Source organism: Cellulomonas sp. zg-ZUI22, from assembly GCF_017353535.1.
In the GTDB taxonomy this organism is placed as follows: Bacteria; Actinomycetota; Actinomycetes; order Actinomycetales; family Cellulomonadaceae; genus Cellulomonas; species Cellulomonas wangleii.
This window is the reverse complement of record NZ_JAFMUZ010000001.1, coordinates 1,384,068-1,408,731: the sequence shown is the minus strand read 5'-3', so window position 1 is coordinate 1,408,731 and position 24,664 is coordinate 1,384,068. Positions and strand designations below refer to the sequence as shown.

The 24,664-nt window shown below is 73.3% G+C and carries 20 protein-coding genes and 2 tRNA genes; 3 read left to right on the top strand and 19 right to left on the bottom strand.

Translation table 11 applies throughout. The features are described from left to right. Positions 1 to 55 precede the first annotated feature (55 nt). Positions 56 to 128: transfer RNA gene (locus J1G43_RS06440), tRNA-Thr, on the bottom strand. A gap of 147 nt (positions 129 to 275) precedes the next feature. Here J1G43_RS06440 and J1G43_RS06435 point away from each other — a divergent pair. Further along, complete coding sequence (locus J1G43_RS06435; protein WP_207339081.1) at positions 276 to 692, top strand: hypothetical protein; 417 nt, start codon at positions 276 to 278, stop codon at positions 690 to 692. A 101-nt stretch (positions 693 to 793) separates the two neighbouring features. On the opposite strand, the gene J1G43_RS06430 is transcribed toward J1G43_RS06435, so the two are convergent. Further along, a tRNA-Tyr gene (locus J1G43_RS06430) sits at positions 794 to 875 on the bottom strand. Between the two features lie 225 nt (positions 876 to 1,100). On the opposite strand from J1G43_RS06430, the gene J1G43_RS06425 reads away from it, so the two are divergent. Further along, positions 1,101 to 1,598 (top strand): YajQ family cyclic di-GMP-binding protein, encoded by a 498-nt coding sequence (locus tag J1G43_RS06425; protein WP_207339082.1) that lies wholly within the window; start codon positions 1,101 to 1,103, stop codon positions 1,596 to 1,598. Between the two features lie 60 nt (positions 1,599 to 1,658). Here the strand turns inward: J1G43_RS06425 and htpX are convergent, their stop codons facing one another. Next, positions 1,659 to 2,531: a zinc metalloprotease HtpX gene (htpX, locus tag J1G43_RS06420; protein ID WP_207339083.1), complete on the bottom strand. Its 873-nt coding sequence runs from the start codon at positions 2,529 to 2,531 to the stop codon at positions 1,659 to 1,661. 175 nt (positions 2,532 to 2,706) lie between these two features. Then, positions 2,707 to 4,092, bottom strand: coding sequence for an FAD-dependent oxidoreductase (locus J1G43_RS06415; RefSeq protein WP_207339084.1), 1,386 nt, complete (start codon positions 4,090 to 4,092; stop codon positions 2,707 to 2,709). A gap of 218 nt (positions 4,093 to 4,310) precedes the next feature. Between J1G43_RS06415 and rarD the strand changes: the two genes are divergently transcribed. Next, positions 4,311 to 5,243, top strand: coding sequence for an EamA family transporter RarD (gene rarD / locus J1G43_RS06410; RefSeq protein ID WP_307859500.1), 933 nt, complete (start codon positions 4,311 to 4,313; stop codon positions 5,241 to 5,243). A 27-nt stretch (positions 5,244 to 5,270) separates the two neighbouring features. Here the strand turns inward: rarD and J1G43_RS06405 are convergent, their stop codons facing one another. The 15 genes from J1G43_RS06405 to J1G43_RS06335 all read right to left on the bottom strand — a co-directional run bounded on the left by J1G43_RS06405 (position 5,271) and on the right by J1G43_RS06335 (position 24,446). Further along, positions 5,271 to 6,899 carry an RDD family protein gene (locus tag J1G43_RS06405; RefSeq protein WP_207378168.1) on the bottom strand — a complete coding sequence of 543 codons (1,629 nt, stop codon included), beginning with the start codon at positions 6,897 to 6,899 and terminating at the stop codon, positions 5,271 to 5,273. 28 nt (positions 6,900 to 6,927) lie between these two features. Further along, positions 6,928 to 7,695, bottom strand: a complete 768-nt coding sequence (locus J1G43_RS06400; protein ID WP_207370265.1) for a PP2C family serine/threonine-protein phosphatase — start codon at positions 7,693 to 7,695, stop codon at positions 6,928 to 6,930. A 13-nt stretch (positions 7,696 to 7,708) separates the two neighbouring features. Then, complete coding sequence (locus tag J1G43_RS06395; RefSeq protein ID WP_207339088.1) at positions 7,709 to 8,716, bottom strand: polyprenyl synthetase family protein; 1,008 nt, start codon at positions 8,714 to 8,716, stop codon at positions 7,709 to 7,711. Between the two features lie 97 nt (positions 8,717 to 8,813). After that, a complete protein-coding gene (nuoN, locus tag J1G43_RS06390) occupies positions 8,814 to 10,532 on the bottom strand; it encodes an NADH-quinone oxidoreductase subunit NuoN (RefSeq protein WP_207378167.1) in 1,719 nt (572 codons plus the stop codon). Beyond that, positions 10,529 to 12,085 carry an NADH-quinone oxidoreductase subunit M gene (locus J1G43_RS06385; RefSeq protein ID WP_207378166.1) on the bottom strand — a complete coding sequence of 519 codons (1,557 nt, stop codon included), beginning with the start codon at positions 12,083 to 12,085 and terminating at the stop codon, positions 10,529 to 10,531. Before J1G43_RS06385 ends, nuoN begins: the two co-directional genes overlap by 4 nt. Before the next feature lie 29 nt (positions 12,086 to 12,114). Further along, complete coding sequence (nuoL, locus tag J1G43_RS06380) at positions 12,115 to 14,094, bottom strand: NADH-quinone oxidoreductase subunit L (RefSeq protein WP_207339091.1); 1,980 nt, start codon at positions 14,092 to 14,094, stop codon at positions 12,115 to 12,117. 11 nt (positions 14,095 to 14,105) lie between these two features. Continuing rightward, on the bottom strand, positions 14,106 to 14,405 hold the full coding sequence (gene nuoK / locus J1G43_RS06375) for an NADH-quinone oxidoreductase subunit NuoK (RefSeq protein ID WP_089798384.1): 300 nt from the start codon (positions 14,403 to 14,405) through the stop codon (positions 14,106 to 14,108). Continuing rightward, entirely contained in the window at positions 14,402 to 15,343 is a 942-nt protein-coding gene (locus J1G43_RS06370; protein ID WP_249670586.1) for an NADH-quinone oxidoreductase subunit J, read from the bottom strand. The genes nuoK and J1G43_RS06370 overlap by 4 nt, the downstream gene beginning before the upstream one ends. Further along, complete coding sequence (nuoI, locus tag J1G43_RS06365) at positions 15,340 to 16,152, bottom strand: NADH-quinone oxidoreductase subunit NuoI (RefSeq protein ID WP_372434839.1); 813 nt, start codon at positions 16,150 to 16,152, stop codon at positions 15,340 to 15,342. The genes J1G43_RS06370 and nuoI overlap by 4 nt, the downstream gene beginning before the upstream one ends. Beyond that, on the bottom strand, positions 16,145 to 17,512 hold the full coding sequence (nuoH, locus tag J1G43_RS06360; RefSeq protein WP_207339092.1) for an NADH-quinone oxidoreductase subunit NuoH: 1,368 nt from the start codon (positions 17,510 to 17,512) through the stop codon (positions 16,145 to 16,147). Before nuoH ends, nuoI begins: the two co-directional genes overlap by 8 nt. Beyond that, positions 17,509 to 20,181 (bottom strand): NADH-quinone oxidoreductase subunit G, encoded by a 2,673-nt coding sequence (locus J1G43_RS06355; RefSeq protein ID WP_207339093.1) that lies wholly within the window; start codon positions 20,179 to 20,181, stop codon positions 17,509 to 17,511. The genes nuoH and J1G43_RS06355 overlap by 4 nt, the downstream gene beginning before the upstream one ends. Further along, entirely contained in the window at positions 20,178 to 21,512 is a 1,335-nt protein-coding gene (gene nuoF, locus J1G43_RS06350) for an NADH-quinone oxidoreductase subunit NuoF (RefSeq protein WP_207339094.1), read from the bottom strand. The genes J1G43_RS06355 and nuoF overlap by 4 nt, the downstream gene beginning before the upstream one ends. After that, the gene (gene nuoE / locus J1G43_RS06345; RefSeq protein WP_207378165.1) at positions 21,512 to 22,393 is read right to left on the bottom strand and encodes an NADH-quinone oxidoreductase subunit NuoE; all 882 of its coding nucleotides are present in this window, start codon (positions 22,391 to 22,393) and stop codon (positions 21,512 to 21,514) included. Before nuoE ends, nuoF begins: the two co-directional genes overlap by 1 nt. Continuing rightward, the gene (locus tag J1G43_RS06340; protein ID WP_207339096.1) at positions 22,393 to 23,745 is read right to left on the bottom strand and encodes an NADH-quinone oxidoreductase subunit D; all 1,353 of its coding nucleotides are present in this window, start codon (positions 23,743 to 23,745) and stop codon (positions 22,393 to 22,395) included. Before J1G43_RS06340 ends, nuoE begins: the two co-directional genes overlap by 1 nt. Next, on the bottom strand, positions 23,745 to 24,446 hold the full coding sequence (locus J1G43_RS06335) for an NADH-quinone oxidoreductase subunit C (protein WP_207378297.1): 702 nt from the start codon (positions 24,444 to 24,446) through the stop codon (positions 23,745 to 23,747). The genes J1G43_RS06340 and J1G43_RS06335 overlap by 1 nt, the downstream gene beginning before the upstream one ends. Positions 24,447 to 24,664: the final 218 nt, after the last annotated feature.

The window sequence follows — 24,664 nt, the reverse complement described above, 5'->3', positions numbered from 1 at the left end:
GCGGTCGTGTCCCGGGCCGACCGTCCGAGGACGATCGGCCCGTGACATACCACAGAGCCCCGAAAGGGAATCGAACCCTTGACCTTCTCCTTACCATGGAGACGCTCTGCCGACTGAGCTATCGGGGCAGCGCGGACCAGAGTACACGGGCTCTGCCGTGGTCGGAAATCGGCTCCGCCACACCCCCGTCCGGACGTCTCCGTCGGTCGCCCGAGCGCGATCCGAAGCGTTTCAGTTCGTCGCGCGCACCGAGGGTGCGTGCCACGATCCGGCGCATGCGCACCCACCCGCGCGGCCGCCTCGCCGCGGCCGCCGCCCTGTCCGCCACCCTCCTCCTGGCCGCCTGCAGCGGCGACCAGGGCGTGGACCCCTCGACCGCCGACTGGCCGGCAGCCGTCACCCCCGCCGACGCCGACGGCGAGTTCTGGGTCGTCTGGACCGCGATCGCCGAGAGCGGCGACGACCCGGCGCTCGCGACGGAGGTCGAGCGGCTGGCCGAGGAGGGCTACGAGGTGGAGCCCTGGGCCCCGAGCTGCCAGTCCGGCGCGCAGGACGCGCTCAGCGGCGTCACGGGCTACGGCGAGCCGGTGGGCGTGGGGGTGGCGTTCGGGTCCGAGGAGGACGCCGGCGTCTTCGACACCCGCGACGAGGGCAGCACCGTGAGCATCACGCAGGGCACCTGGACCTGCTGAGGCCCGCGCGCCGCCTCACGGGGCGGCGCGCACCGGCCCGGGCGGCGTGACCCCGGGGACGGCGAAGGGGCCGTCCTGGTCAGGACGGCCCCTCCGGTGCGTGGCGGGTGAGGGATTCGAACCCCCGTAGGCGTTGCCAGCTGATTTACAGTCAGCCCCCTTTGGCCACTCGGGTAACCCGCCAAGGAGCACCGACCCGTCGACCACGTCGACCCCCACGGACGGCGGGGCCGGCGCGTCCGCGCGAGCGGCGTGCGGATGGAAGGATAGCAAGTCCGAGGGGGGCTCGCGCACACCGGCCCGTGGCCGGACCCGCGACAGGGGTCCGACGGCACCGGACGTGCCCCGCCCACGCCCTCGTCGGACGGACCAGCAGGCACCCCCACCGGGGGGCCGGGAGGGAGCAGCATGGCGAGCGAGTCGTCGTTCGACGTCGTCAGCAAGGTCGACCGCCAGGAGGTCGACAACGCGCTGAACCAGGCCGCGAAGGAGATCGCGCAGCGCTACGACTTCAAGGGCGTGGGGGCGTCCATCGCGTGGAGCGGCGAGAGCATCCTCATGGTCGCCAACTCCCCCGAGCGCGTGCTGGCGGTGCTGGACGTCTTCCAGACCAAGCTGATCAAGCGCAACATCTCGCTGAAGTCGCTCGACACGGGCGACGGCGAGCCCAAGCCCTCGGGCAAGGAGTACCGCCTGGCCGCGTCCATCAAGGAGGGGCTGAGCACCGAGGTCGCCAAGAAGCTCGCGAAGATCGTCCGCGACGAGGGCCCCAAGGGCGTCAAGACGCAGATCCAGGGCGACGAGCTGCGGGTCTCCGCCAAGAGCCGTGACGACCTGCAGGCCGTCATCGCGCTGCTGAAGGGCGCCGACGTGGACGCGGCGCTCCAGTTCGTCAACTACCGCTGACGGTCCGCACAGCGCGCAGGCCGACCGGGAGCCCGGTCGGCCTGCGGCAGCGCGTCGTGCTCAGTAGCGGGTGACGGGCCCGCCCGCCATGGCCTCCAGGCGCGCGATCCGGTCCGGCATCGGCGGGTGGGTCGCGAACAGGCGACCGACGCCGGCGCCGCGGAACGGGTTGGCGATCATGAGGTGGGAGACGTCCACCAGCTCACGGTCCTGGGGCAGCGGCCGGGCGGCGGCCCCGGCCTCGAGCTTGCGCAGCGCGGACGCCAGGGCCAGCGGGTCGCCGGTGAGCCGCGCGCCGTCCTCGTCCGCGTCGTACTCGCGGGTGCGGGAGATCGCGAGCTGCACCATGGTCGCGGCCAGGGGCGCCAGGAACACCATCAGCAGGCCCGCGACGGGGTTGGCGCCCTCGCGCCGGTCCCCGCCACCGAAGAACATGGCGAACTGGGCCAGCGACGTGATGACGCCGGCGACCGCCGCGGCCACCGACGACGTGAGGATGTCGCGGTTGTAGACGTGCATGAGCTCGTGGCCGAGCACCCCGCGCAGCTCGCGCTCGTCGAGGATCGCGAGGATCCCCTCGGTGCAGCACACCGCCGCGTTCTGGGGGTTGCGACCCGTCGCGAACGCGTTGGGCGCCATCGTCGGCGACACGTACAGCCGCGGCATGGGCTGCCGGGCGGCCGTCGAGAGCTCGCGGACGATGCGGTACATCGTGGGCTGCTCGATCTCGCTGACCGGCCGCGCCCGCATGGCGCGGATCGCGATCTTGTCGGAGTTCCAGTAGCTGTACGCGGTCATCACCAGGCCCAGCGCCGTGAACAGCCAGAGGTACTGCGGACCGCCGCCCAGCAGCCATCCGATGCCCAGCAGCACGGCCCACAGAGCGCCGAACAGCGCCGCCGTCTTCAGCCCGTTGTAGTGCCGGTGACCCATCTGCGTCCTCGTCCTCCCCGCGTCCGGCACCCACGTCCGTCCGCACCAGTCACAACGCCACGCGGCGGGCCGACGTTCCCCGGCGTGGGCGCGTGGCGTCGTGACGCCGTCCGGCGCGCAGGACCCCGGCACAGCGCTGCCCCGGACGCGTCGGCGTCCGGGGCAGCGGTCGTGCTCAGTCCTGCGGGAGCTCGCGTCCCAGGGCCACCGCGACCATGTGCTCGCGCGGCACGAGCTTGACGCGCTCGCGCCCCTGCGGCTCGCCCAGCGACCGCTCGTACGCGTCCAGCAGCTCCCAGCCCTGCCACTGGATGGCCTCGACGCCGCGCTGCTCGAGGAAGTCCACCACGGCCTGCGGGTCGCGCTCGGTGGCCGTGAAGAAGGCCTCCCCCGCCTCGGCCACGTCCTCGCCGAGGTGCCGGATCGTCTCGGACGCGTCCGACTTGGTGTGACCGATGAGGCCCACGGGGCCGCGCTTGATCCAGCCCGTGGCGTACACCCCGGGCAGCTGGTCACCGTCGACGTCGATGACGCGACCCTCACGGTTGGGGATGACCCCCGCGACCTCGTCGAACGGGATGTCGACCAGCGGCGAGCCGAAGTAGCCGACGGCGCGGTAGACCGCCTGGACCGGCCAGTCGTGGAACTGCCCGGTGCCGGTGACGTTGCCGTCCCCGTTCAGGGCGGTGCGCTCGGTCCGCAGACCGACCACCTTGCCGTCCTCGCCCAGCACCTCGACCGGCTTGTGCAGGAAGTGCAGGTGGATGCGGCGCGAGGCGGTGAGGTCCTCGGGCTCCTTGAGCGTCCAGTCCGTGAGGGTCTTGACGACCTGCTTGGTCTGGTTGCTCGAGTGGATGGCGGCCATCGAGCCGTCGTCGAACTCGAAGTCCTCGGGGTAGACGATGGTGTCGACGTCCGGCACGTGGCCGAGCTCGCGCAGCTCCAGCGGCGAGAACTTGGCCTGCGCCGGCCCGCGGCGCGCGAACACGTGCACGTCGGTGACGGGGTTCTGCTTGAGGATGTCGTAGACGTTGGCCGGGACCTCGGTGGGCAGCAGGTCGTCGGCGTGCTTCGCCAGGATGCGTGCGACGTCGAGCGCGACGTTGCCGGCGCCGAGGACGGCGACGTGCTGCGCCTCCAGCGGCCACGTGCGCGGGACGTCGGGGTGCCCGTCGTACCAGGACACGAAGTCCGCGGCGCCGTAGGAGCCGTCCAGGTCGATGCCGGGGATCGGCAGCGCCGCGTCCCGGATCGAGCCGGTGGAGAAGATGACCGCGTCGTAGAAGGTGCGCAGGTCGTCGAGCTTGAGGTCCGTGCCGTAGTCCACGTTCGCCAGCAGCCGGATGTCCCCCCGCTCCAGGACCTTGTGCAGCGCGACGATGATCTGCTTGATGCGCGGGTGGTCGGGCGCCACGCCGTAGCGGACCAGGCCGAACGGCGCGGGCAGCCGCTCGAACAGGTCGATGCTGACGTCGAGACCGGTCTTCGACAGGATGTCGGCCGCGTAGATGCCGGCCGGGCCGGCGCCGACGATCGCGACGCGTAGGGTCGGGGTGCTCACGTGACCAGGTTGCCTTCCGCTGTGGGGGCGCTCGCACGTCGGACGTCCGGACCCGCTGCGGGCTGCCCCTGCGGCCGTACGCCTCGCCGTCGGTGCGAGAGCAGTGCGCCGACAAGTCTAGGACGCGACGCCGATGATGCTCGACGTCCACTCCACGATACGGACATCCCGCCATGTGGACACCAGGCCGTGGCGCGCCGAAGGCTTACAGTCACCCCGTGCCCGCACCAGCCACCACCCAGCGCGCCGGGCTCGCCGCGGGGGTCGCGGCGTACGCCCTGTGGGGCGCGCTCCCCCTGTACTTCCCGCTGCTGTCCCCCGCCGGGCCCGTCGAGGTCATCGCCCACCGTGTGGTGTGGTCCCTGCTGTTCTGCCTCGTCCTGCTGCTGGTCACCCGCACCTGGGGCGCGTTCGTCGCCCTCCTGCGCGACCGCGGGCTCGTCCTGCGCCTGACGCTGGCGGCCGTGCTGCTGGCCGTCAACTGGCTGGTCTTCGTCCACGGCGTCACCACGGGCCACGTCGTCGACGCGGCGCTCGGATACTTCATCAACCCGCTCGTGACCATCGCGCTGGCGGTGGTCGTGCTGGGTGAGCGCCTGCGCCCCGTGCAGTGGGCCGCCGTCACCTTCGGCGCGGCCGCCGTCGTGGTGATCACCGTGGGGTACGGGCGACTGCCCTGGATCGCCCTCGTGCTCGCGGCGAGCTTCGGGACCTACGGGCTCATCAAGAGCCGCCTCGGGCCCCGCGTCGGCGCGCTGCCGGGGCTGGCGGCCGAGACCGTCGTCCTGGTGCCCGTGGCGCTCGGCTACCTGCTGTGGCTGCACGCGGCCGGCCAGGGCACGTTCGCGCCGAGCCTGCACGGCCTGGCGCTGATGGGCACCGGCGTCCTCACCGCCGTCCCCCTGCTGCTGTTCAACTCCGCCACGCGGCGCCTGCCCCTGTCGACCGTCGGGCTGCTGCAGTACCTGACGCCCGTGCTGCAGCTGGCGATCGGGGTCCTGGTGGCGGGCGAGCAGATGCCGCCTGCCCGCTGGTGGGGCTTCGCGCTCGTGTGGGTGGCGCTGATCGTGCTCACCGTGGACGGTGTGCGGCACGCCCGGCGCCGACCCGGGGTGCCGACCCCGCCCTCGCCCGCGCCGCCGACCGTCTGACCGACGGCCCGTCCTGCGCAGCAGGCGTCAGTCGTCCTCGACCCGCGCCTCACGGTCGCCCAGCCGGACCGTCCACCCCGCGCGGACCACCGCACGGGCGCCGGCGGGCAGCACCCGGGCCGCGCCGGCAGGATCGACGACGACGGTCCCGTTGGTGGACCCGCGGTCGCTCACCCAGATCGCCGCACCCTCGTCCTCGCCGGGCTCCGGCCCGAACTCGGCATGCACCCGCGACAGGGAGCGCGCGGCGTCGCTCAGCACGACGACGTGCAGGATGTCCTGGCCGTCCTCGGCGCGCGGCCCCCGGCCCACCAGCCCTCGGCCGACGACGCGCACGCGCTCGCCGGTGTCGAAGTGCAGGGCCAGCGTGCCGGTGCGACGTCGCAGCGTGCCGGGGTCGCGCACGCGGGTGTGCTCCAGCTCGGCCAGGTCGTCCTCGGTCGGCAGCCCCGGCGCGGCGGGAGCCGGGGTCACGGGCGCGCGCGCCCCGCCCCGCTCACGCCGGCCGACCTCGGGCGGCGGGGGAAGCAGGTCGGGCCGTGCAGCGGCCGGTGCCGGGGCAGGGTCCAGGGCCGTGGGCGCCGGGCGCACCAGGTCGGGAGCCGGGGGTGCGGGCGCCTCGGCCGGTGCCACGGGCGGCAGCCGGAACGACACCTCCAGCGGGGCGCCCACGGCGGGGAACCCGTCCGTCGACGGCTCGGTCGCCGGGGACGTCGACGTGGGCGGGCCGGCCGACGGCACCGGCTCGCGCCCCGGCGGCGGGGTCGGCGTCCAGGGGCGGGCGTCGGCCACCCGCGGCGCCGCGCTGCGCGTGGCCGCGCTGCGCGTGGCCGCGGGACCGGCGGAGGGCTGCGACGGTGCACCGGCCGCGACGACCGCGGTGCCGGATGCCCTGTCGTGCCACCCGCGGCGCTGCGGCGAGGAGTCCCACGCGGCCGACGCGGCCACGACCCAGTTGCCCACGCCCGCGACCAACGAGCCGAGTGCCACCACCAGCTGCCGGACGAACGCGCGCGGCACACCCGGCGTGCCACCCGTGCGCGCGTCGACCGTGCGCAGACCCGTGAGGTACGCGCCCAGGGTGGCCCCCCGCAGACCTTCGGCGAGGAGCTGGCCGAGACCGACGAGCGGCACGACCACGAGCGCCGCAGGAGCGGCCGCACCGTCGGTCACGCGGACGACGAACACCATGAGGACCGCCACGACGACCAGCAGGAGCAGGTCGATCGCGTACGCGAGCACGCGCGGCCCGACGCCCGGCACCGCGCCGTCACCCTCGGGCCGGGGCGGGCGCCCCGCGGCGCGCACGTCGCGCGCGGCCGCTGCCGCGTCGTACCGGGGAGGCGTCGCGGGTCCGGCGGGGTCGGCCACCTGCGCCGGGGGTGTCGCCACGCCCACGACCGTCAGGACGTCGGTCGGGGCCGTCGGCACGGACGGCGTGAGCACGCGGTCGTCCACGACCGGTGGCACCGGCAGCGCGCCGACCGGCACGGCACCGGACGCGGGGCGGACCTCGTCGTCGCCGGCGCCGTCCTCGTCGACGGCGGGCCGGGCGATCAGCGGGACACGCGCCCCGCAGACCGCGCAGGACTCCGCGTCCGGGGCGAGCGGCATGCCGCACGAGGCGCAGCGGGGTGCCGAGGCACGGGTGCTCACAGACGCTCCTCGGGGGTCGGGTGAGCCGTCATCGTGCCATGCCGGGGTCGTGACCACCGGCAGGCGAGGGGGTGACTCCGAGCGCGTCCACGACCACCACGGTGACGTTGTCCTGCGCGCCCGCCGCGAGCGCCTCGCGCACCAGCCGGTCGGCCGCCGCTCCCGGGTGACGCTCCGCCCGCAGCACCGCCTGCACCCGGGCGTCGGGCAGCGCGTCGGTCAGGCCGTCGGAGCACACCACCATCCGGTCCCCCGCGCTCACGGGGAACATCCTCAGCTCGGGGTCGACGTTCGACGACGCCCCGCCGAGCACCCGCGTCACGACGTGGCGCCGGGGGTGGCGCGGTGCGTCCTCCACCGCGACGAGGCCCTGCTCGACCAGCTCGGCGACCTCCGAGTGGTCCCGGGTGAGCTGCTCGAGCATGCCCCCGACCATGCGGTAGGTGCGCGAGTCACCGACGTTGAGCACCACCCAGCAGGGCACCCCCGCGTGCTCGGTGACGACCACCCCGGTCAGGGTCGTGCCGGGCCGGCGCTCGCCCTCGGCGGGCAACTCCCGGACGCGGCGGTGCGCCTCGCGCACGACGTGGGTGACGTCGTCCAGCGTGGGTCCGGTCCCGGCCAGGGTGGCGACCACCTCGACGGCGAGGCGGGACGCGACCTCACCGGCCTCGTGGCCGCCCATGCCGTCGGCGACGACGAACAGCCCGTCGGCCGCCCAGGCCGTGTCCTCGTTGGTCTCCCGGGCCGCCTGGTCCGTGGCGACGCCGGACCGCAGCCGCACGCCCCCGACCATCACCGCTCCCGCGTCACGACGCCCGGTCGACGAGCGCGTCGGCGAACGCGACCAGGGCGTCCTTCACCGGCCCGGCGGGCAGCGGGGCCAGCTCGGTGACGGCCTGGCGGGCGAGGTCGACGGCGCGGCGGCGCGTCAGCGAGACGACCTCGTGCTCCCGCAGCGCCTCGACGGCCGCCGAGAGGTCGGCGTCGTCCGACAGGTCCGCGTCGAGCAGCGCCAGCACGTCGCGGTCCGCGGACCCGACCGGCGCCGAGGCGGCGCGCGAGCGCAGCAGCAGGGCCGGCATGGTGGGCACGCCCTCACGCAGGTCCGTGCCGGGGGTCTTGCCCGTCACGGTGCCGTCGGAGGTGAGGTCGATGACGTCGTCGGCCAGCTGGAACGCGACACCGATGGTCTCGCCGAACTGCGTGACCGTGCGCACCGCGTCCGGGCGGCAGCCGGCGAACATCGCGCCGAAGCGGGCGGACGTCGCGATGAGCGAGGCCGTCTTGTCGGCCAGCACCTGCAGGTAGTGGGAGACCGGGTCCTCGTCGGGCCGCGGGCCGACCGTCTCGTGCAGCTGGCCGAGGCAGAGCCGCTCGAACGTCTGCGCCTGGATCCGCACGGCCTCGGGGCCGAGCCCCGAGACGATCGACGACGCCCGCGCGAACAGCAGGTCGCCGGTGAGGATCGCGACGGAGTTGCCCCAGACCTCGTGCGCGGACGGCGCACCGCGCCGCAGCGGCGCGGAGTCCATGACGTCGTCGTGGTACAGCGTCGCCAGGTGCGTGAGCTCGACGACCGCGGCCGCGTCCACCACCTCGCGCCGACCGCCGTCGCCCAGCTCGGCCGTGAGGAGGGTGAGCAGCGGGCGCAGCCGCTTGCCGCCCGCGTTGACCAGGTGGCTCGAGGCGTCGTGCGCGATCGGGTCGGCGTACGTGACGGCGTCGCGCAGGAGCTCCTCGACGAGCCCGAGACGCCCGGTGAGGCGCTCGGCGAGTGCGGCGTCGTGGAGCGGGAGGGCGAGTGCGGTTGTCACGGCACGAACCTATCCGCCCCACGGCGCAACGGCGGAACCGGACGACCGCGATGTCCGGTGGCTCCCGGTTCGCACCGCACCCCGCACGTCCGGGTGCTCACGGCAGCAGGAGCGCCACGGACGCGATGGCGTCGAGCACGGGCGACGGGGCGACCCCGAGCACGACCGTGAGGACGGCACAGATCCCCACCGCGACGACCGTCAGGCCCTCGCCGGCGGCGACGGTCGTCCGGGCGGCCCGCACGGGCTCCGCGACGGCCACGGACGGGACGCCGAGGGTCTCGACGGGCTCGACGCCGGTCGCGGGCTCCGGTGCCACATCGGGGGTCGCGTCCGACGTGAGACCGGGCGCGGTCTCACCGGCGACGCCCGGCGCCTCCTGCGGGTCCGTGAAGAACATCAGGACGATGATCCGGACGTAGAAGAACGCCGCCGCCGCCGACGCCAGCACGCCCACCAGGGCGAGCTGCCAGGCGCCGCCCTCGACCGCCGCGGAGAAGACCGCGAACTTGCCGACGAAGCCCGCGGTCAGCGGGATCCCCGCGAACGACAGCAGGAACAGCGTGAAGGTGACCGCCGCGACCGGGTGGCTGCGGCCCAGGCCGGCCCACTGCGACAGGCGCGTGGCCTCCCCGAGCACGACCGGGCCGTCGTCGTCCCCCGTGCCCTGCTCGCGCACCAGGCTGACCAGGCCGAACGCACCGACCGTGGTCGCGCCGTACGCCAGCAGGTAGAACAGCACGGCGGTGATGCCCGCCTCGTCGAGCGCCACGATGCCCGTCAGGACGAACCCGGCGTGCGCGATCGAGGAGTACGCCAGCAGCCGCTTGACGTCGGTCTGGACCAGCGCGGCGACCGTGCCCACGACCATGGTGACGATGGCCACGATCCACAGGACCACCTCGAGGTCCCAGGCCATGGTCGGGAGCATCCCGTAGACGACCCGCAGCAGCGCCCCGAAGGCGGCGACCTTGGTGCACGCCGCCATGAACGCGGTGACCGGGGTCGGCGCGCCCTGGTAGACGTCCGGCGTCCACATGTGGAACGGCACGGCGCCGACCTTGAAGAACAGCCCGGCCAGGAGCAGCAGGGCGCCCACGACGAGCAGCCCCTCCATCCCGTTGGGCGTGGTCGTCGCCGCCGCGATGTCCGCGTACCGCAGGGACCCGGCGTACCCGTAGAGCAGGCCGATGCCGAACAGCATGAGGGCGGAGACGAAGGCACCCAGCAGGAAGTACTTCATCGACGCCTCCTGCGACAGCAGGCGGCGGCGGCGTCCCATGCCGGACAGCAGGTACAGCGGGAGGGACAGGACCTCGAGCGCGACGAACAGCGTCAGCAGGTCGGTGGTCGCGGGGAACAGCATCATGCCGCCGGTGGCGAACAGCAGCAGCGGGTAGACCTCGGTCTGGCGCAGCCCCTTGCGCCGGGCCAGCTCCTCGTAGTCCGAGCCGGGCACGGCCGCCGCGGACGGCGCGAACGCGTCCTCGCCGCCGGCGACCCGGTCCGCGAACAGGAGAGTGGACAGCAGGGCGAGCAGCGCGATGGTCGCCTGCAGCACGAGCGTGGGGCCGTCGACCACCAGCGAACCGGACAGCACGTCGGTGCCGCCCGTGCGCTCGACGTCGGACCACAGCGCGGCGACGGCCAGCAGCGCGCCGGCCAGGGCACCCAGCGTGAGGACGAGCTGGACGGTCCGCCGGCGCGCGGCGGGCACGAACGCCTCGACGAGCACACCCACGACGGCCGCCAGCAGCACGACCAGCAGGGGCGTCATCGGCCCCCATGCGATCTCCGGGGCGGTGAAGCCGCTCACTGGTCACTCCCTTCCGTACCGGCGGGGGTCGCGGTGCTCACCGCGGGCTGGACGTCGTCGAGGCCCAGCTGGGCGACGCTCTCGACCGCGGGTGGCCGGACCAGGTCGAGCGCCGGGCCGGGCAGGAACCCGAGGACCAGCATGAGCGCGATCAGCGGGCCCACGACCCACCGCTCGCGGCCGGACGCGTCGGGCAGGTCCGCCAGCTCGGGGCGCACCGGACCGGTGAACACCCGCTGGTAGAGCCAGAGCACGTAGATCGCGGCGAGCACCACGCCGAGCGTCGCGACGACCGCGGCAGCGGGGTGCCGGGCGAAGGTGCCGACGATGACGAGGAACTCGCTGACGAAGGTCGACAGCCCGGGCAGCGACAGCGCCGACAGGCCGACGACCAGGAAGAGACCCGCCATGACCGGGACGACCTTCTGCAGCCCACCGAAGTCCACGATCTGCTGCGAGCCGCGCCGCGCCGCGAGGAAGCCCACGAGCAGGAACAGCGCACCCGTCGACAGGCCGTGGTTGACCATGTAGAACGACGAGCCGGCGATCGACGTCGAGGTGAAGGCGAAGATGCCCAGGACGATGAAGCCGAAGTGCGACACCGAGGTGTACGCGACCAGGCGCATCATGTCCTTCTGCCCGATCGCCAGCAGTGCGCCGTAGAGCACCGAGACGACCGCGAGCACGATGATCACGGGGGCCGCCCAGCGGGACGCCCCCGGGAACAGCGGCAGGCACAGCGTGAGCATCCCGAAGGTGCCGACCTTGTCGAGCACGCCGACCAGGAGCGTCGAGGTGCCGGCGGGCGCCTGCTGCGCCGCGTCCGGCAGCCACGTGTGCACCGGGAACATCGGGGCCTTGATCGCGAACGCGAGGAAGAACGACAGGAAGAGCCACTTCTCGACCGTCGGGTCCAGGTCGAGCCCGACCAGGTTCTCGGTGAGGAAGCCCTCGGGGCCGCCGGGGCCCTGCAGGTACAGCGCGATCACGCCCACGAGCATGATCAGCCCGCCCGCCAGCGAGTACAGCAGGAACTTCACCGCGGCGTAGCGCCGCTGCGCGCCGCCGAACGCCCCGATCATGAAGTAGACGGGGATGAGCATCGCCTCGAAGACGACGTAGAACAGGAACACGTCGCGCGCCGCGAACACGAGGACGATGAACGCCTCGAGCAGCAGCACGAGCGCCAGGTAGTGGCGCAGCCGGTCGGTGGGGCCGTCGGCGGAGCCCTGCTCGCGCCAGGCGGCCAGCACGACGAGCGGCACGAGCACCGCGGACATCGCGATCAGCGCCAGGCCGACGCCGTCGACGCCGAGGGCCCACGACACGCCGAGCGCCGGGATCCACGGGGCGGTCTCGACGAGCTGGTGCGTCGCTGCGGCGCCCGTGTCGAAGGCCGCGAAGGCCCCGACGACGAGCAGGACCTCGGCGAGCGCGAACCCGAGCGCGACGGCACGCATGCGCGGTCGCGCGCCGGCGGGCAGCAGCCACAGGGCCACGGCTCCGAGCAGCGGCAGCACCACCAGCGCGGTGAGCCAGGGGAGGTTCGACATCTGTTCCGGTTCTCCTGTCGACTCTTCGGTCAGCCGCGCACGGCGAGGACGACGAACGCGAGCACGACCACACCGACGACCATGGCGGCCGCGTAGGAGCGGGCGAACCCGTTCTGCACGCGCCGCACCAGGTCGCCCAGGGCGACGGTGGCACGGCCGAGGCCGGTGACCGCACCGTCGACCACGGCCTTGTCGCCGTACACCAGCGACCGCGTCAGGTACTGGCCGGGCTCCACGAGCAGCGCGTCGTTGACGGCGTCCTGGTAGAGGTCCACGCGGGCGGCGCGCGTCAGCGCGGTGCCCAGGGGCGGCGTCACCGGCACGGCCGAGACCGCGTAGCGGCGCCACGCCAGCACGAGGCCCAGGGCGACGGCGATCAGCGTGAGGGCGATGAGCACGGGGACGGCGAGCACCGGCTCCTCGTGCTCGGTGTGCCCCACGGACGGCTCGAGCCACTCGACGAACCCGACCGTGCTGAGCACCCAGCCCAGACCCACCGAGCCGACCGCGAGGACGATCATCGGCCACGTCATGAGGGCGGGCGACTCGTGCGGGTGCTGCTCGGAACCGTCACGCCGGGTGCTCCAGCGCCTCTGGCCCTCGAACGTCATGAAGAACAGGCGCGACATGTAGAACGCGGTGATGCCTGCACCCACGAGCGCCACGGTGCCGAACACCCAGGCGCGCCACGGCTCGCCGTCCACGGGGACGAACGCGGCCTCGATGATCTTGTCCTTGCTGAAGAACCCGGCGAACGGCGGGATGCCGAGGATCGCCAGCCAGCCGGCCATGAACGTGAAGTACGTGATCTTCATGTACCGGCCCAGGCCGCCGAAGCGCCGCATGTCGACCTGGTCGTCCATGCCGTGCATGACGGACCCGGCGCCCAGGAACATGCCGGCCTTGAAGAAGCCGTGGGTCACGAGGTGGAAGATCGCGAAGGCGTAGCCGATGGGCCCGAGGCCTGCGGCGAGCACCATGTAGCCGATCTGGGACATCGTCGAGGCGGCGAGCGCCTTCTTGATGTCGTCCTTGGCGCAGCCGACGACCGCACCGAACAGCAGCGTGATCGCACCGACGACGGCGACCACGAGCTGGGCGGTCGGCGCCGCGGTGAACACCGCGCCCGAGCGGATGATGAGGTAGACACCCGCCGTCACCATGGTCGCGGCGTGGATGAGCGCCGAGACCGGGGTGGGGCCGGCCATCGCGTCGCCGAGCCAGGACTGCAGCGGGAACTGCGCCGACTTGCCGCACGCGGCGAGCAGCAGCGCCAGGCCCACGAGGGTCAGGGTGCCCTCGGACGCCCCGGCCACGCCGGCGTCGACGGTCGCGAAGTCCAGGCTCCCGAAGGTGGCGAACAGCAACCCCATCGCGACCAGGAGGCCGACGTCGCCGACCCGGTTGGCCACGAACGCCTTCTTCGCCGCCACCGCGTACGGCGTGTGGTGGTTCCAGAAGCCGATGAGCAGGTACGACGCGAGACCGACGCCCTCCCAGCCGACGAACAGCAGCGCGTACGAGTCCGCCAGGACCAGCAGCAGCATGGCCGCGACGAAGAGGTTGAGGTAGGCGAAGAACCGGCGGCGGGCCGCGTCGTGCTCCATGTACGCCACGGAGTACACGTGGATCAGGGTGCCGACGAACGTCACCAGCAGCACGAACGTCAGCGACAGCGGGTCCACCCGCAGGCCGGCGCCGATGCTCAGCGCGCCGGCGTCCAGCCAGGTGCCGAGGTCGACGTCCTGGACGCGCTGGTCCGCGGGCAGCCCCAGCAGGCCGACGAGCAGGACCAGGCCGACGACGAACGACGCGGCCGAGGCCAGCACGCCGAGCCAGTGGCCCCACCGGTCGGCGCGGCGGCCGAGCAGCAGCAGCACCGCGGACGACAGCAGCGGCAGCGCCACGAGCCACACGGCCGCCTGGGCGCCGGACCAGGCGACGGAGGAGACGCCACCGGCGGCCGTCGGCACGACGGCAGGGGCGGTCAGGGTGATCAGGGTGTGCACGTCGGAGCCCCTCAGCTCTTCAGCAGGTTGACGTCGTCGACGGACGCCGAGCGTCTGGTCCGGAAGATGGACACGATGATCGCCAGGCCGACCACGACCTCGGCGGCGGCGACGACCATCACGAAGAACGCGAGGACCTGGCCGGACAGGTTGCCGTGCATGCGCGAGAACGTGACGAGCAGCAGGTTCGTGGAGTTGAGCATGAGCTCGACACCCATGAACACGATGATCGCGTTACGGCGCAGCAGCACCGTGGTCGCGCCGATCGCGAACAGGATCGCGGCCAGGACCAGGTAGTGGGTCAGGCTCACCGGCCGTCCTCCTCGGGGGTCGCGTCCTCGGCCGGGGCCTGCGGCTCGCGGATGGTCACCGCACCCTCGACGGGGCCGTCGGGCCCGCCGCGGTACGACTCGTCGGACGTGAACGTGCCCGCACCGACGGCCCAGCCGCCGGCGAGCACCCGGTCGATCCGCGCGGCGTACGCACGGGCGTCCGCCTCCTGGCCGCGGACCCGCAGCACGCGCGGCACGGAGCTCTCCAGCGGCGTGCCGTCGGGGCCGAGCGCGGGGACGTCCATGGCGTTGTGCCGGGCGTAGACGCCCGGGGCCGGGAGCGACACGGGGTGCGCCCCCGCGCGCAGCCGGCGCTCGGCCAGCTCGCGCTGCCCGACCTTCGGCGTGAGCCGCCCGCGGTGCGTCAGCACCAGCGCGCCCAGCGCGGCGGTCACCAGGAGCGCCCCGACCACCTCCATCGCCAGCACGTGCTGCCCGAAGATCACGTGGGCGACGGCCTGCGGGTTGGACGGCAGGTTCGCCTCGGCCAGGCCGGTGGGCGGACCGTAGGTCGCCCGCCCGACGACACCGGCGAGCACCACGGCCAGGCCGAGGCCTGCCAGGCCACCGATCCACCGCTGGCCCCGGATCGTCTCGACCAGCGAGTCCGAGCGGTCGACACCGACCAGCATGAGCACGAACAGGAAGAGCATCATCACGGCGCCCGTGTAGACGACCACCTGGACGACGCCGAGGAACTCGGCTCCCTGCGCGACGTACATGAACGCCAGCGAGATCATGATGAAGATGACCGCGAGGGCCGCGTGCACGGCCTTGCGGGCGAACAGCAGGCCCAGGGCGGCGAGCACCATGAGGGGCCCGAGCGTCCAGAACAGCACGGCCTCCGCGGTGCTGGTCTGGCCGGACTCGGTGAGCGCGCCGGCGGCTGCCGGCAGCGCGGTGAACAGCGGGCTCACCGGGCACCTCCCTGGCGGTGCGCGGCCGCCGTGATCGCACGCTGCGCGAGGCGCGTCGTCCCGAGGTCCGGCACGGTGGCGCCCTTCGCGGCGTTCTCGGGCAACGTCGGGTCGTCCGGGCGGTGCTCGGCGACCCAGGCCACCTGCTCGTCGGTCACGCCGGTGACCTCGCCGCGGTAGTAGTCGGTGTCCGACGTGCCCTCGACCATCGGGTGCGGCGTCGCGAGCTGGCCCGAGCGCAGCGGGGCCAGCAGGTCCTGCTTCTCCCAGATCAGGCCGGGGCGGGTCGGGCCCGCGAGCTCGTACTCGTTGGTCATGGTCAGCGCACGGGTCGGGCACGCCTCGATGCACAGGCCGCAGAAGATGCAGCGCAGGTAGTTGATCTGGTAGACGCGGCCGTACCGCTCCCCCGGCGAGAACTGCGCCTCGGGGGTGTTGTCCCCGCCCTCGACGTAGATCGCGTCCGCGGGGCACGCCCACGCGCACAGCTCGCACCCGATGCACTTCTCGAGCCCGTCGGGGTACCGGTTGAGCTGGTGCCGCCCGTGGTAGCGGGGCTTGGTGAGCACCCGCTCGCGCGGGTACTGCTCGGTCACGGTGGGCTTGAACATGTTCGCGAACGTGACGCCGAAGCCGGCGACCGGTGCGAGCACCTCACTCAGGCCAGAGCGCTTCTCGATGAGCGACTCGTAGCCCTCGGCCGGCCGGTCGACCTCGCCGCCGCCGCGCGCGGCGGGCTGCACCTGCGCGTCACCGCGGGCCGGTCGGCCCGCGCCCGGCGCCGCCTTCTTCTTGCGCTGCTCAGCCACCGCGCACCTCCAACGGGGTCTCGGGTCCGGACGTGTCACCGGTGTCGGTCGCCGCCAGGCGTCGCTGCGCGCGCGGGGACGGCGGCAGCACCTGCCCCGGCAGCGGCGGCACCGGGTAGCCGTCGGCGAAGGGGTCGATCTCCTGCGGGCCGGTCGGCCGGGGCGTCGGCTCCTGCCGCTTCTCCGGCACCAGGAACGAGATGACCAGCCCCACCAGCACGAGGCCCGCGAGGACGAACAGCAGGGTGCGCAGGTCGACGTCCCACAGCCGGCGGGCGGCCTGCACGAACGTCACGCAGACCACCCAGCCCAGCGCGGCCGGGATGAGCACCTTCCAGCCGATCTTCATGAACTGGTCGTACCGGAACCGGAGCACGGAGCCTCGGATCCAGACGAACAGGAACATGAACAGCCAGACCTTGGCGACGAACCACAGGAACGGCCACCAGCCGGTGTTGAACATGCCGTCGTTGATCGCCGACAGCGGCCACGGGGCGCGCCAGCCGCCGAAGAACAGCGTGGTGGCCACGGCCGACACGTTGAGCATGTTGATGTACTCGGCGAGGAAGAACCACGCGAACTTCATCGACGAGTACTCGGTGGTGTAGCCACCGACCAGCTCGCCCTCGGCCTCGGGCAGGTCGAACGGCAGGCGGTTGGTCTCGCCCACCATCGAGATCACGTAGATCACGAAGGCCGGCAGGAGCGGCAGGAACCACCAGATCTGCGTCTGGGAGTCGACGATCTGCGACGTCGACATGGAGCCGGCCATGATGAACACGCTGACCAGGGACAGACCCATCGCCAGCTCGTAGGAGATGACCTGGGCCGTGGAGCGGACGCCGCCGAGCAGCGGGTAGGTCGAGTTCGAGGACCAGCCACCGAGCACGATGCCGTACACGCCGACCGCCGCGCAGGCGAGGATGTAGAGCACGGCGACCGAGAAGTCGGTCAGCTGCAGCGGGGTGACGACGCCGAAGATGCTGACCTCGGGCCCGAACGGGATGACCGCGTAGACCAGCAGCGAGCACAGCACCGCGATCATCGGCGCGAGGATGTAGACGAACTTGTCCGCCGCCTTGACGGTGACGTCCTCCTTGACGAGGAGCTTCATCGCGTCGGCGAGCGACTGCAGCAGACCGAACGGCCCGTGCACGTTCGGACCCGGCCGCAGCTGCATGCGTCCCACGACGCGGCGCTCGAACCAGATGGCGATGAGGACGCTCGTCAGCAGGAAGACGATGATCCCGACGGCCTTGACCAGCCACACCCAGAACACGTCCTGGCTGAAGTCCGCGGTCACCGGGGCGACCGCCCCGTCACCGACGGCCGACGCCAGCACCATGGGCAGCACGCTCATGCCCGCTCCTCCTCGTCCACGCGGACGCCGGCGACGGCCTCCGCGGCGTCGCCCGTGAGCCCGGACGCGGCGTGCGCCGTCATCCCGGGGTGGTCCGACCGTCCGACGCGCTCGAGCCGGACCACGGTCCCGCCGACCGCACCGAGCCGGTCGCGCACGGCGCCGCCCCGGGGGTTGGTCGGCAGCCAGACCACGTGGTCGGCCATGTCCGTGACCTGCACGGGCGCGACGACCGTCCCGCGGTCGGTGCGGACGGCGACCTCGTCACCGTCCGCCAGGCCCGCTGCCGCCGCCGTGGCGGCCGACACGCGCGCGACCGACCGCTTGGCCGTCCCCGCGAGGTACGGCTCGCCGTCCTGCAGCCGGCCCGCGTCGAGCAGCTGGTGCCACGTCGCGAGCACCGCGTGGCCCGGGGGCACCGCGGGCGGCTCGGCGGGTGCGGTCGACGGGGCGTCGACACGCGCACCGTCCCAGCCGCCGAGCTGGTCGAGCTCGCCGTGCACGTCCGCGAGGGACCGCAGCCCGAGGTCCGCGCCGAGCGCGTCCGCGAGGCGGTCCAGCACCCGGAAGTCGGACAGCTGCGTGGTCGTCAGCGCCTGCGCGAACGGCCTGGGGCGTCCCTCCCAGGTGACGAACGTGCCGGGCTTCTCGACCGGCGGCGCCACGGGCAGCACCACGTCGGCGCGGTCGGTGACCTCGCTGTGCCGGACCTCGAGCGAGACGAGGAAGGGCACCGCGTCGAGCGCCGCGCGGGCGAGCGCCGGGTCGGCGTGGTCGGCGGGCTCCACCCCGCCGACGACGAGCGCACCCAGGTGGCCGTCGGCCGCTGCGGCGAGGATCTCGTCCGCGCTGCGGCCGGGGGCGGCGGGCAGGTCGTCGACGCCCCAGACCGCGGCGAGGTCGACCCGCGCGGAGGCGTCGGCGACAGGACGACCGCCGGGCAGCAGCGTGGGCAGCGTGCCCGCCTCGATCGCCGCGCGCTCCCCCGCGCGGCGCGGGATCCACGCGACGCGGGCCCCCGTGCGCTCGGCGAGCCGCAGCACGGCCGTCAGGGCGCCCGGCACGGTGGCCGCGCGCTCCCCGACGAGGATCACGGCGCCGTCGGCGGCGAGCGCCTCGGCGGTCTCGCCCAGGGCGTCGTGCGCGCCCGCGGCGATCGCGTCGAGCACCTCGGGCTCGGTGCCGGGAGCGGCGGCCAGCAGCGTGCCGTCGAGCCGCTCGAGGCCCCGGCTGGCCAGCGCGGCCACCGAGAACACCCGCGTGCGGCCGGCGACCACGGAGGACCGCAGCCGCAGGAAGAGGATGCCGCCCTCCTCCTCGGGCTCGTACGCGACGCACAGCACGGCGGGCGCCGCGACCAGGTCGCCGAACGTCACCTGCAGCGTGCGGCCGGCGACGTGGTGACCGAGGAACTCGGCCTCCTCCGCGGAGTGCGGACGGGCACGGTGGTCGATGTCGTTGGTGCCGAGCACCACGCGGGCCAGCTTGGCGTACGCGTAGGCGTCCTCGAGCGTGAGGCGACCGCCGGGCAGCACCGCCACGCCGGACCCGTCCGCGTCGAGCGCGGCCTGCAGGCCCGCCGCCGCGGTGTCCAGCGCCTCGATCCACGAGCACGGCTCGAGCTCGCCGCGCGTCCCGTCCGGGAGCCGGCGGCGCACCAGCGGCGTGGTGACGCGGTCCGGTGCCGACTGCCAGTGGAACGCGAAGCGGTCCTTGTCGCTGATCCACTCCTGGTTCACGGCCGGGTCGTCGCCGGCGAGGCGGCGCAGCACCACGCCGCGGCGGTGGTCCACCCGGATCGCGGAGCCGTTGGCGTCGTGCTCCGCGATCGACGGCACCGACACGAGGTCGAACGGCCGCGAGCGGAAGCGGTAGGCCGCCGACGTCAGGGCGCCGACCGGGCAGATCTGCACGGTGTTGCCGGAGAAGTAGGACGCGAACGGGCGTCCGCTCGTGTCGAGCGTGGAGGCCCCGACCGGGGTGTCCCCGGCGAACCCGAGCACCTCGGTGTCGAACGTGCCGATCTGCTGCTGCGCGCCGCGCTTCTGCAGGTCGATCCAGACGTCGCCGGCGATCTCCTCGGAGAACCGGGTGCAGCGCTGGCAGAGCACGCACCGCTCGCGGTCGAGCAGCACCTGCGTCGACACGGCGATCGGCTTGGGGAACGTCCGCTTGACGTCGACGAACCGCGTCGCGGCCCGGCCGTTGCTCATCGCCTGGTTCTGCAGGGGGCACTCGCCGCCCTTGTCGCAGACGGGGCAGTCGAGCGGGTGGTTGATGAGCAGCAGCTCCATGACGCCGTGCTGGGCCTTGTCGGCCTCGGGCGACGTGTGCTGCGTCTTGACCTGCATGCCCGGCGTGGCCTGCAACGTGCAGGACGCCTGCGGCTTGGGCATCTTCGCCAGGTTGCCGTCACGCCCGGGCGCCCACACCTCGACGAGGCACTGGCGGCAGGCGCCGGCGGGCGCCAGCAGCGGGTGGTCGCAGAACCGCGGGATCTGGATCCCCAGCTCCTCGGCGGCCCGGATCACCAGCGTGCCCTTCGGCACGGTCGTCTCGATCCCGTCGACGCTGAACGTGACGGTGTCCGACGGCTCCGCGGGCGCGGGCGGCGGTGCCGCCGGCACCAGCGGCGTCGTCTGCGTGCCCCGAGGGGTCGTGATCGTCATGCGTGCACCCCCGCCAGCTGCGTGCTGCGACGCGGCGTGTAGTCGAAGAGCGCGGCGCGCTCCGGCGGGAAGAGGACGTCGGCGGGCGTGTGCGTGCCCGCCTCGAACTCCTCCCGGAAGTACTGGATGGCGCTGGTCACCGGGCTGGTGGCGCCGTCGCCGAGCGCGCAGAACGCGCGGCCGAGGATGTTGTCGCACAGGTCGAGCAGCAGGTCGATGTCGGCCGACGTGCCCTGGCCCGCCTCGAGGCGGCCCATGATCTGCGCGAGCCAGAACGTGCCCTCGCGGCAGGGCGTGCACTTGCCGCAGGACTCGTGCTTGTAGAACTGGATCCAGCGCGACACGGCCTTCACGACCGAGACCGTCTCGTCGAAGATCTGCAGCGCGCGGGTGCCGAGCATGGAGCCGGCCTTGCCGACCGACTCGTAGTCCAGCGGCACGTCGAGGTGCTCCGCGGTGAAGATCGGCGTCGACGAGCCGCCCGGGGTCCAGAACTTCAGCTCGTGGCCCTCGCGGACGCCGCCCGCCATCTCCAGCAGCTCGCGCAGCGTGATGCCCAGCGGCGCCTCGTACTGACCGGGCCGCGTGACGTGGCCGGACAGCGAGAACAGGCCGTGGCCCGCGGAGCGCTCGGTGCCCATGGACGTGAACCAGTCGGCACCGCCGACGAGGATCCCCGGCACCGACGCCACGGACTCGACGTTGTTGACGACCGTGGGGCGCGCGTACAGGCCCGCGACCGCGGGGAACGGGGGCTTGAGTCGCGGCTGGCCGCGCAGGCCCTCGAGCGAGTCGAGCAGCGCCGTCTCCTCGCCGCAGATGTACGCGCCGGCACCCGCGTGGACCGTGATCTCCAGGTCGAAGCCCGACCCGAGGATGTCGGTGCCCAGGTAGCCGGCCGCGCGCGCCTCGCGCACGGCCTCGAGCAGGCGGCGGTACACGTGCACGACCTCGCCGCGCACGTAGATGAACGCGTGGTGGCACCCGATGGCGTAGGACGTGATGATCACGCCCTCGATGAGCTCCTGCGGGCTCGCCATCATCAGCGGGATGTCCTTGCAGGTGCCCGGCTCGGACTCGTCGGCGTTGACCACGAGGTAGCGCGGCCCGCCGTCGGGTGCGGGCAGGAAGCCCCACTTCATGCCGGTGGGGAAGCCGGCGCCGCCGCGGCCGCGCAGGCCCGAGTCCTTCACCGTCGTCACGACGTCGGCCGGGGCCATGCCCAGCGCCCGACGCAGACCGCGGTAACCGCCGTCGGCCTCGTAGCGCTCGAGCTTCCACGACCGGTCCGCGTCCCAGTGCGCGGACAGCACGGGGGTCAGGGTCGTCATCACGACTCCTTCGCGTCGTCGGACTTCTGCTTGCGCTGCTCGCCGGCCGGCGAGACGTCGGCGGGCGTCGTCTCCGGGCGGTCGGCGCTCGACTGCGCCTCGCCCGCGTCCGGCTCGCCGTGCGTGGCGCCGGTGGCGGCGCTGCGCTCGTCCGCGTCGAACGGCGGGGCCGTCCAGCCGCGCTCCTTCGCCAGCAGCGTGCCGCGCAGCGTCGGCTCACCGGCGCCCACGCCCTCGTCGGCGCGGCCGTCGGGGAAGCCGGCCAGCACGCGGCTCATCTCCTTGAACGTGCAGACCGACGACGCACCGCGGGTCGGCGCCACCGGCGCGCCCTCGACCAGCTTGTCGACGACCTCGACGGCGGAGGCCGGGGTCTGGTTGTCGAAGAACTCCCAGTTGACCATCACCACCGGCGCGTAGTCGCACGCCGCGTTGCACTCGATGCGCTCGAGCGTGATCGCGCCGTCGTCCGTGGTCTCGTCGTGACCGATCCCGAGGTGCTCGCTGAGCTCCTCCCAGATCGCGTCGCCGCCCATGACCGCGCAGAGCGTGTTGGTGCACACGCCCACCGTGTACGTGCCGTTGGGGTGCCGCTTGTACTGCGTGTAGAACGTCGCGACGGCCGAGACCTCGGCGGTCGAGAGGCCGAGGGTCGCCGCGCAGAACGCGATGCCCCGCGGGCTGACGTAGCCGTCCTCCGACTGCACCAGGTGCAGCATCGGCAGCAGCGCGGAGCGCGCCTGCGGGTAGCGGGCGATGATCTCCTGCGCGTCGGCCGTCAGCCGGGCGCGGGTCTGCTCGTCGTACCCCGTGGCGTGCCGCTCCCCCGGGGCCCGGCCGTGGTCGTGGGGCGCAGCCGCGCCCGCGTGCTCGACGGACATCAGCGGTCCACCCCTCCCAGCACCGGGTCGATCGACGCCACAGCGACGACGACGTCGGCGATCTGCCCGCCCTCGCACATCATGGAGACGGCCTGCAGGTTGTTGAACGACGGGTCGCGGAAGTGCGCCCGGTACGGCTTGGTCCCGCCGTCGGAGACGAGGTGCACGCCCAGCTCGCCGCGCGGGTGCTCGACGGTCTGGAACACCTGCCCGGCCGGCACGCGGAAGCCCTCGGTCACCAGCTTGAAGTGGTGGATGAGGGACTCCATCGAGGTGCCCATGATCTCGCGGATGTGGTCCAGCGAGTTGCCCATGCCGTCGGTGCCGATGGCCAGCTGCGCCGGCCACGCGATCTTCTTGTCCGCGACCATGACCGGCCCCGGCTCGGCGAGCCGCTCGAGGCACTGCTCGACGATCCGCATCGACTGGTAGCACTCCTCGATCCGCACCAGCAGGCGGCCCCACGAGTCGGCCGCGTCGTTCGTCGGCACGTCGAAGTCGTAGGTCTCGTAGCCGCAGTACGGGTCGGTCTTGCGCACGTCGTACGGCAGGCCGGTGGCGCGCAGCAGGGGGCCGGTGACGCCCAGCGACATGCAGGCCGCCAGGCTCAGCACGCCGACGTCCTTCATGCGCGCCTGCAGGATCGGGTTCGCCAGCATGAGGTCCTCGAGCTGACGCATGTAGCCCCGGACCTTGCCCAGCGCCTCGCGCACGGAGTCGATCGCGCCCGGGGGCACGTCCTGCGCGACGCCGCCGGGGCGGATGTACGCGTGGTTCATGCGCAGGCCGGAGATCAGCTCGAAGATCTTGAGGATCTCCTCGCGGGCCGTGAAGCCCAGGATCATGATCGTCGTGGCGCCCAGCTCGTTGCCGCCCGTGGCCAGGAACACCAGGTGCGACGAGATGCGGTTGAGCTCCATCATCAGCACGCGGATGACCGACGCCCGCTCCGGGACGTCGTCCGTGATGCCGAGCAGCTTCTCCACGGCCAGGCAGTAGCCGGCCTCCTGGAACAGCGGCGCGACGTAGTCCATCCGGGTGCAGAAGGTCACGCCCTGGGTCCAGGTGCGGAACTCCATGTTCTTCTCGATGCCCGTGTGGAGGTAGCCGATGCCGGCCCGGGCCTCGGTGACGGTCTCGCCGTCGATCTCGAGCATGAGCCGCAGCACGCCGTGGGTGGACGGGTGCTGGGGGCCCATGTTGACGACGATGCGCTCCTCGCCGAGGCGCGCGGCCTCCTCGGCGATGTCGGACCAGTCGCCGCCGGAGGCCTCGAACGAGGGCACACCCTCGGTCTCGGACAACGGGACGTGACGGGTCGCGTGGGGGGTCTGCGACGTGGGGGCGGTCATCAGCTGTACGACCTCCGCTGGTCCGGGGGCGGCACGGTGGCGCCCTTGTACTCGACCGGGATGCCGCCGAGGGGGTAGTCCTTGCGCTGCGGGTGGCCCGGCCAGTCGTCGGGCATCTCGATGCGCGCGAGCCCCGGGTGGCCGTCGAACACGATCCCGAAGAAGTCCCAGGTCTCGCGCTCGTGCCAGTCGTTGGCGGGGTACACCGCCGTGGTCGAGGGGATGTGCGGGTCGCCCTCGGCGACCGCGACCTCGAGCCGCAGCCGTCGCCCGTGGGTCACCGACACCACGTGGTAGACGGCGTGCAACTCACGTCCCGCGTCGTGCGGGAAGTGGACGCCCGACACCCCGAGCGACAGCTCGAAGCGCAGGTCCGGGTCGTCGCGCAGCGCCTGCACGACCTCGACGAGGTGCTCGCGCGCGACGTTCAGCGTGAGCTCGCCCCGGTCGACGACGACCGACTCGACGGCCGCGGCGTAGCCGGTGCCCGACTCGTCGAGCACCTCGGCCAGCACGTCGACGACCTCGTCGAACCAGCCGCCGTAGGGCCGCTCGCTGGGGCCGGGCATCGCCACGGTCCGCACGAGGCCGCCGTAGCCGGAGGTGTCGCCGGTGCCCGCCACGCCGAACATGCCGGTGCGGACGTCGACGATGTCCAGCGGCGTGCGCGGCGCGGTCGTCGGGTCGGGGCCGGCGGGCAGGTTCTGGGAGCCGGCCTCGAGGGCCGCGGCGCTGGTGCGCTGCGTCCCGGCGGGGGCGGGCTCACCCGGCTTGACCGCCGCGGAGGCGTCCGCCTTCTCGGCCGTCGGCTTGGTGCCCTCGGTGGGACGGTCGGCCGCGGGGGACGTGGCGTCCTCGCGCGGGGTCGACGTCGCCTCGGGCTTCGTGCCCGTCGTCGGGTCGGTGCCCTCGGGCGTGC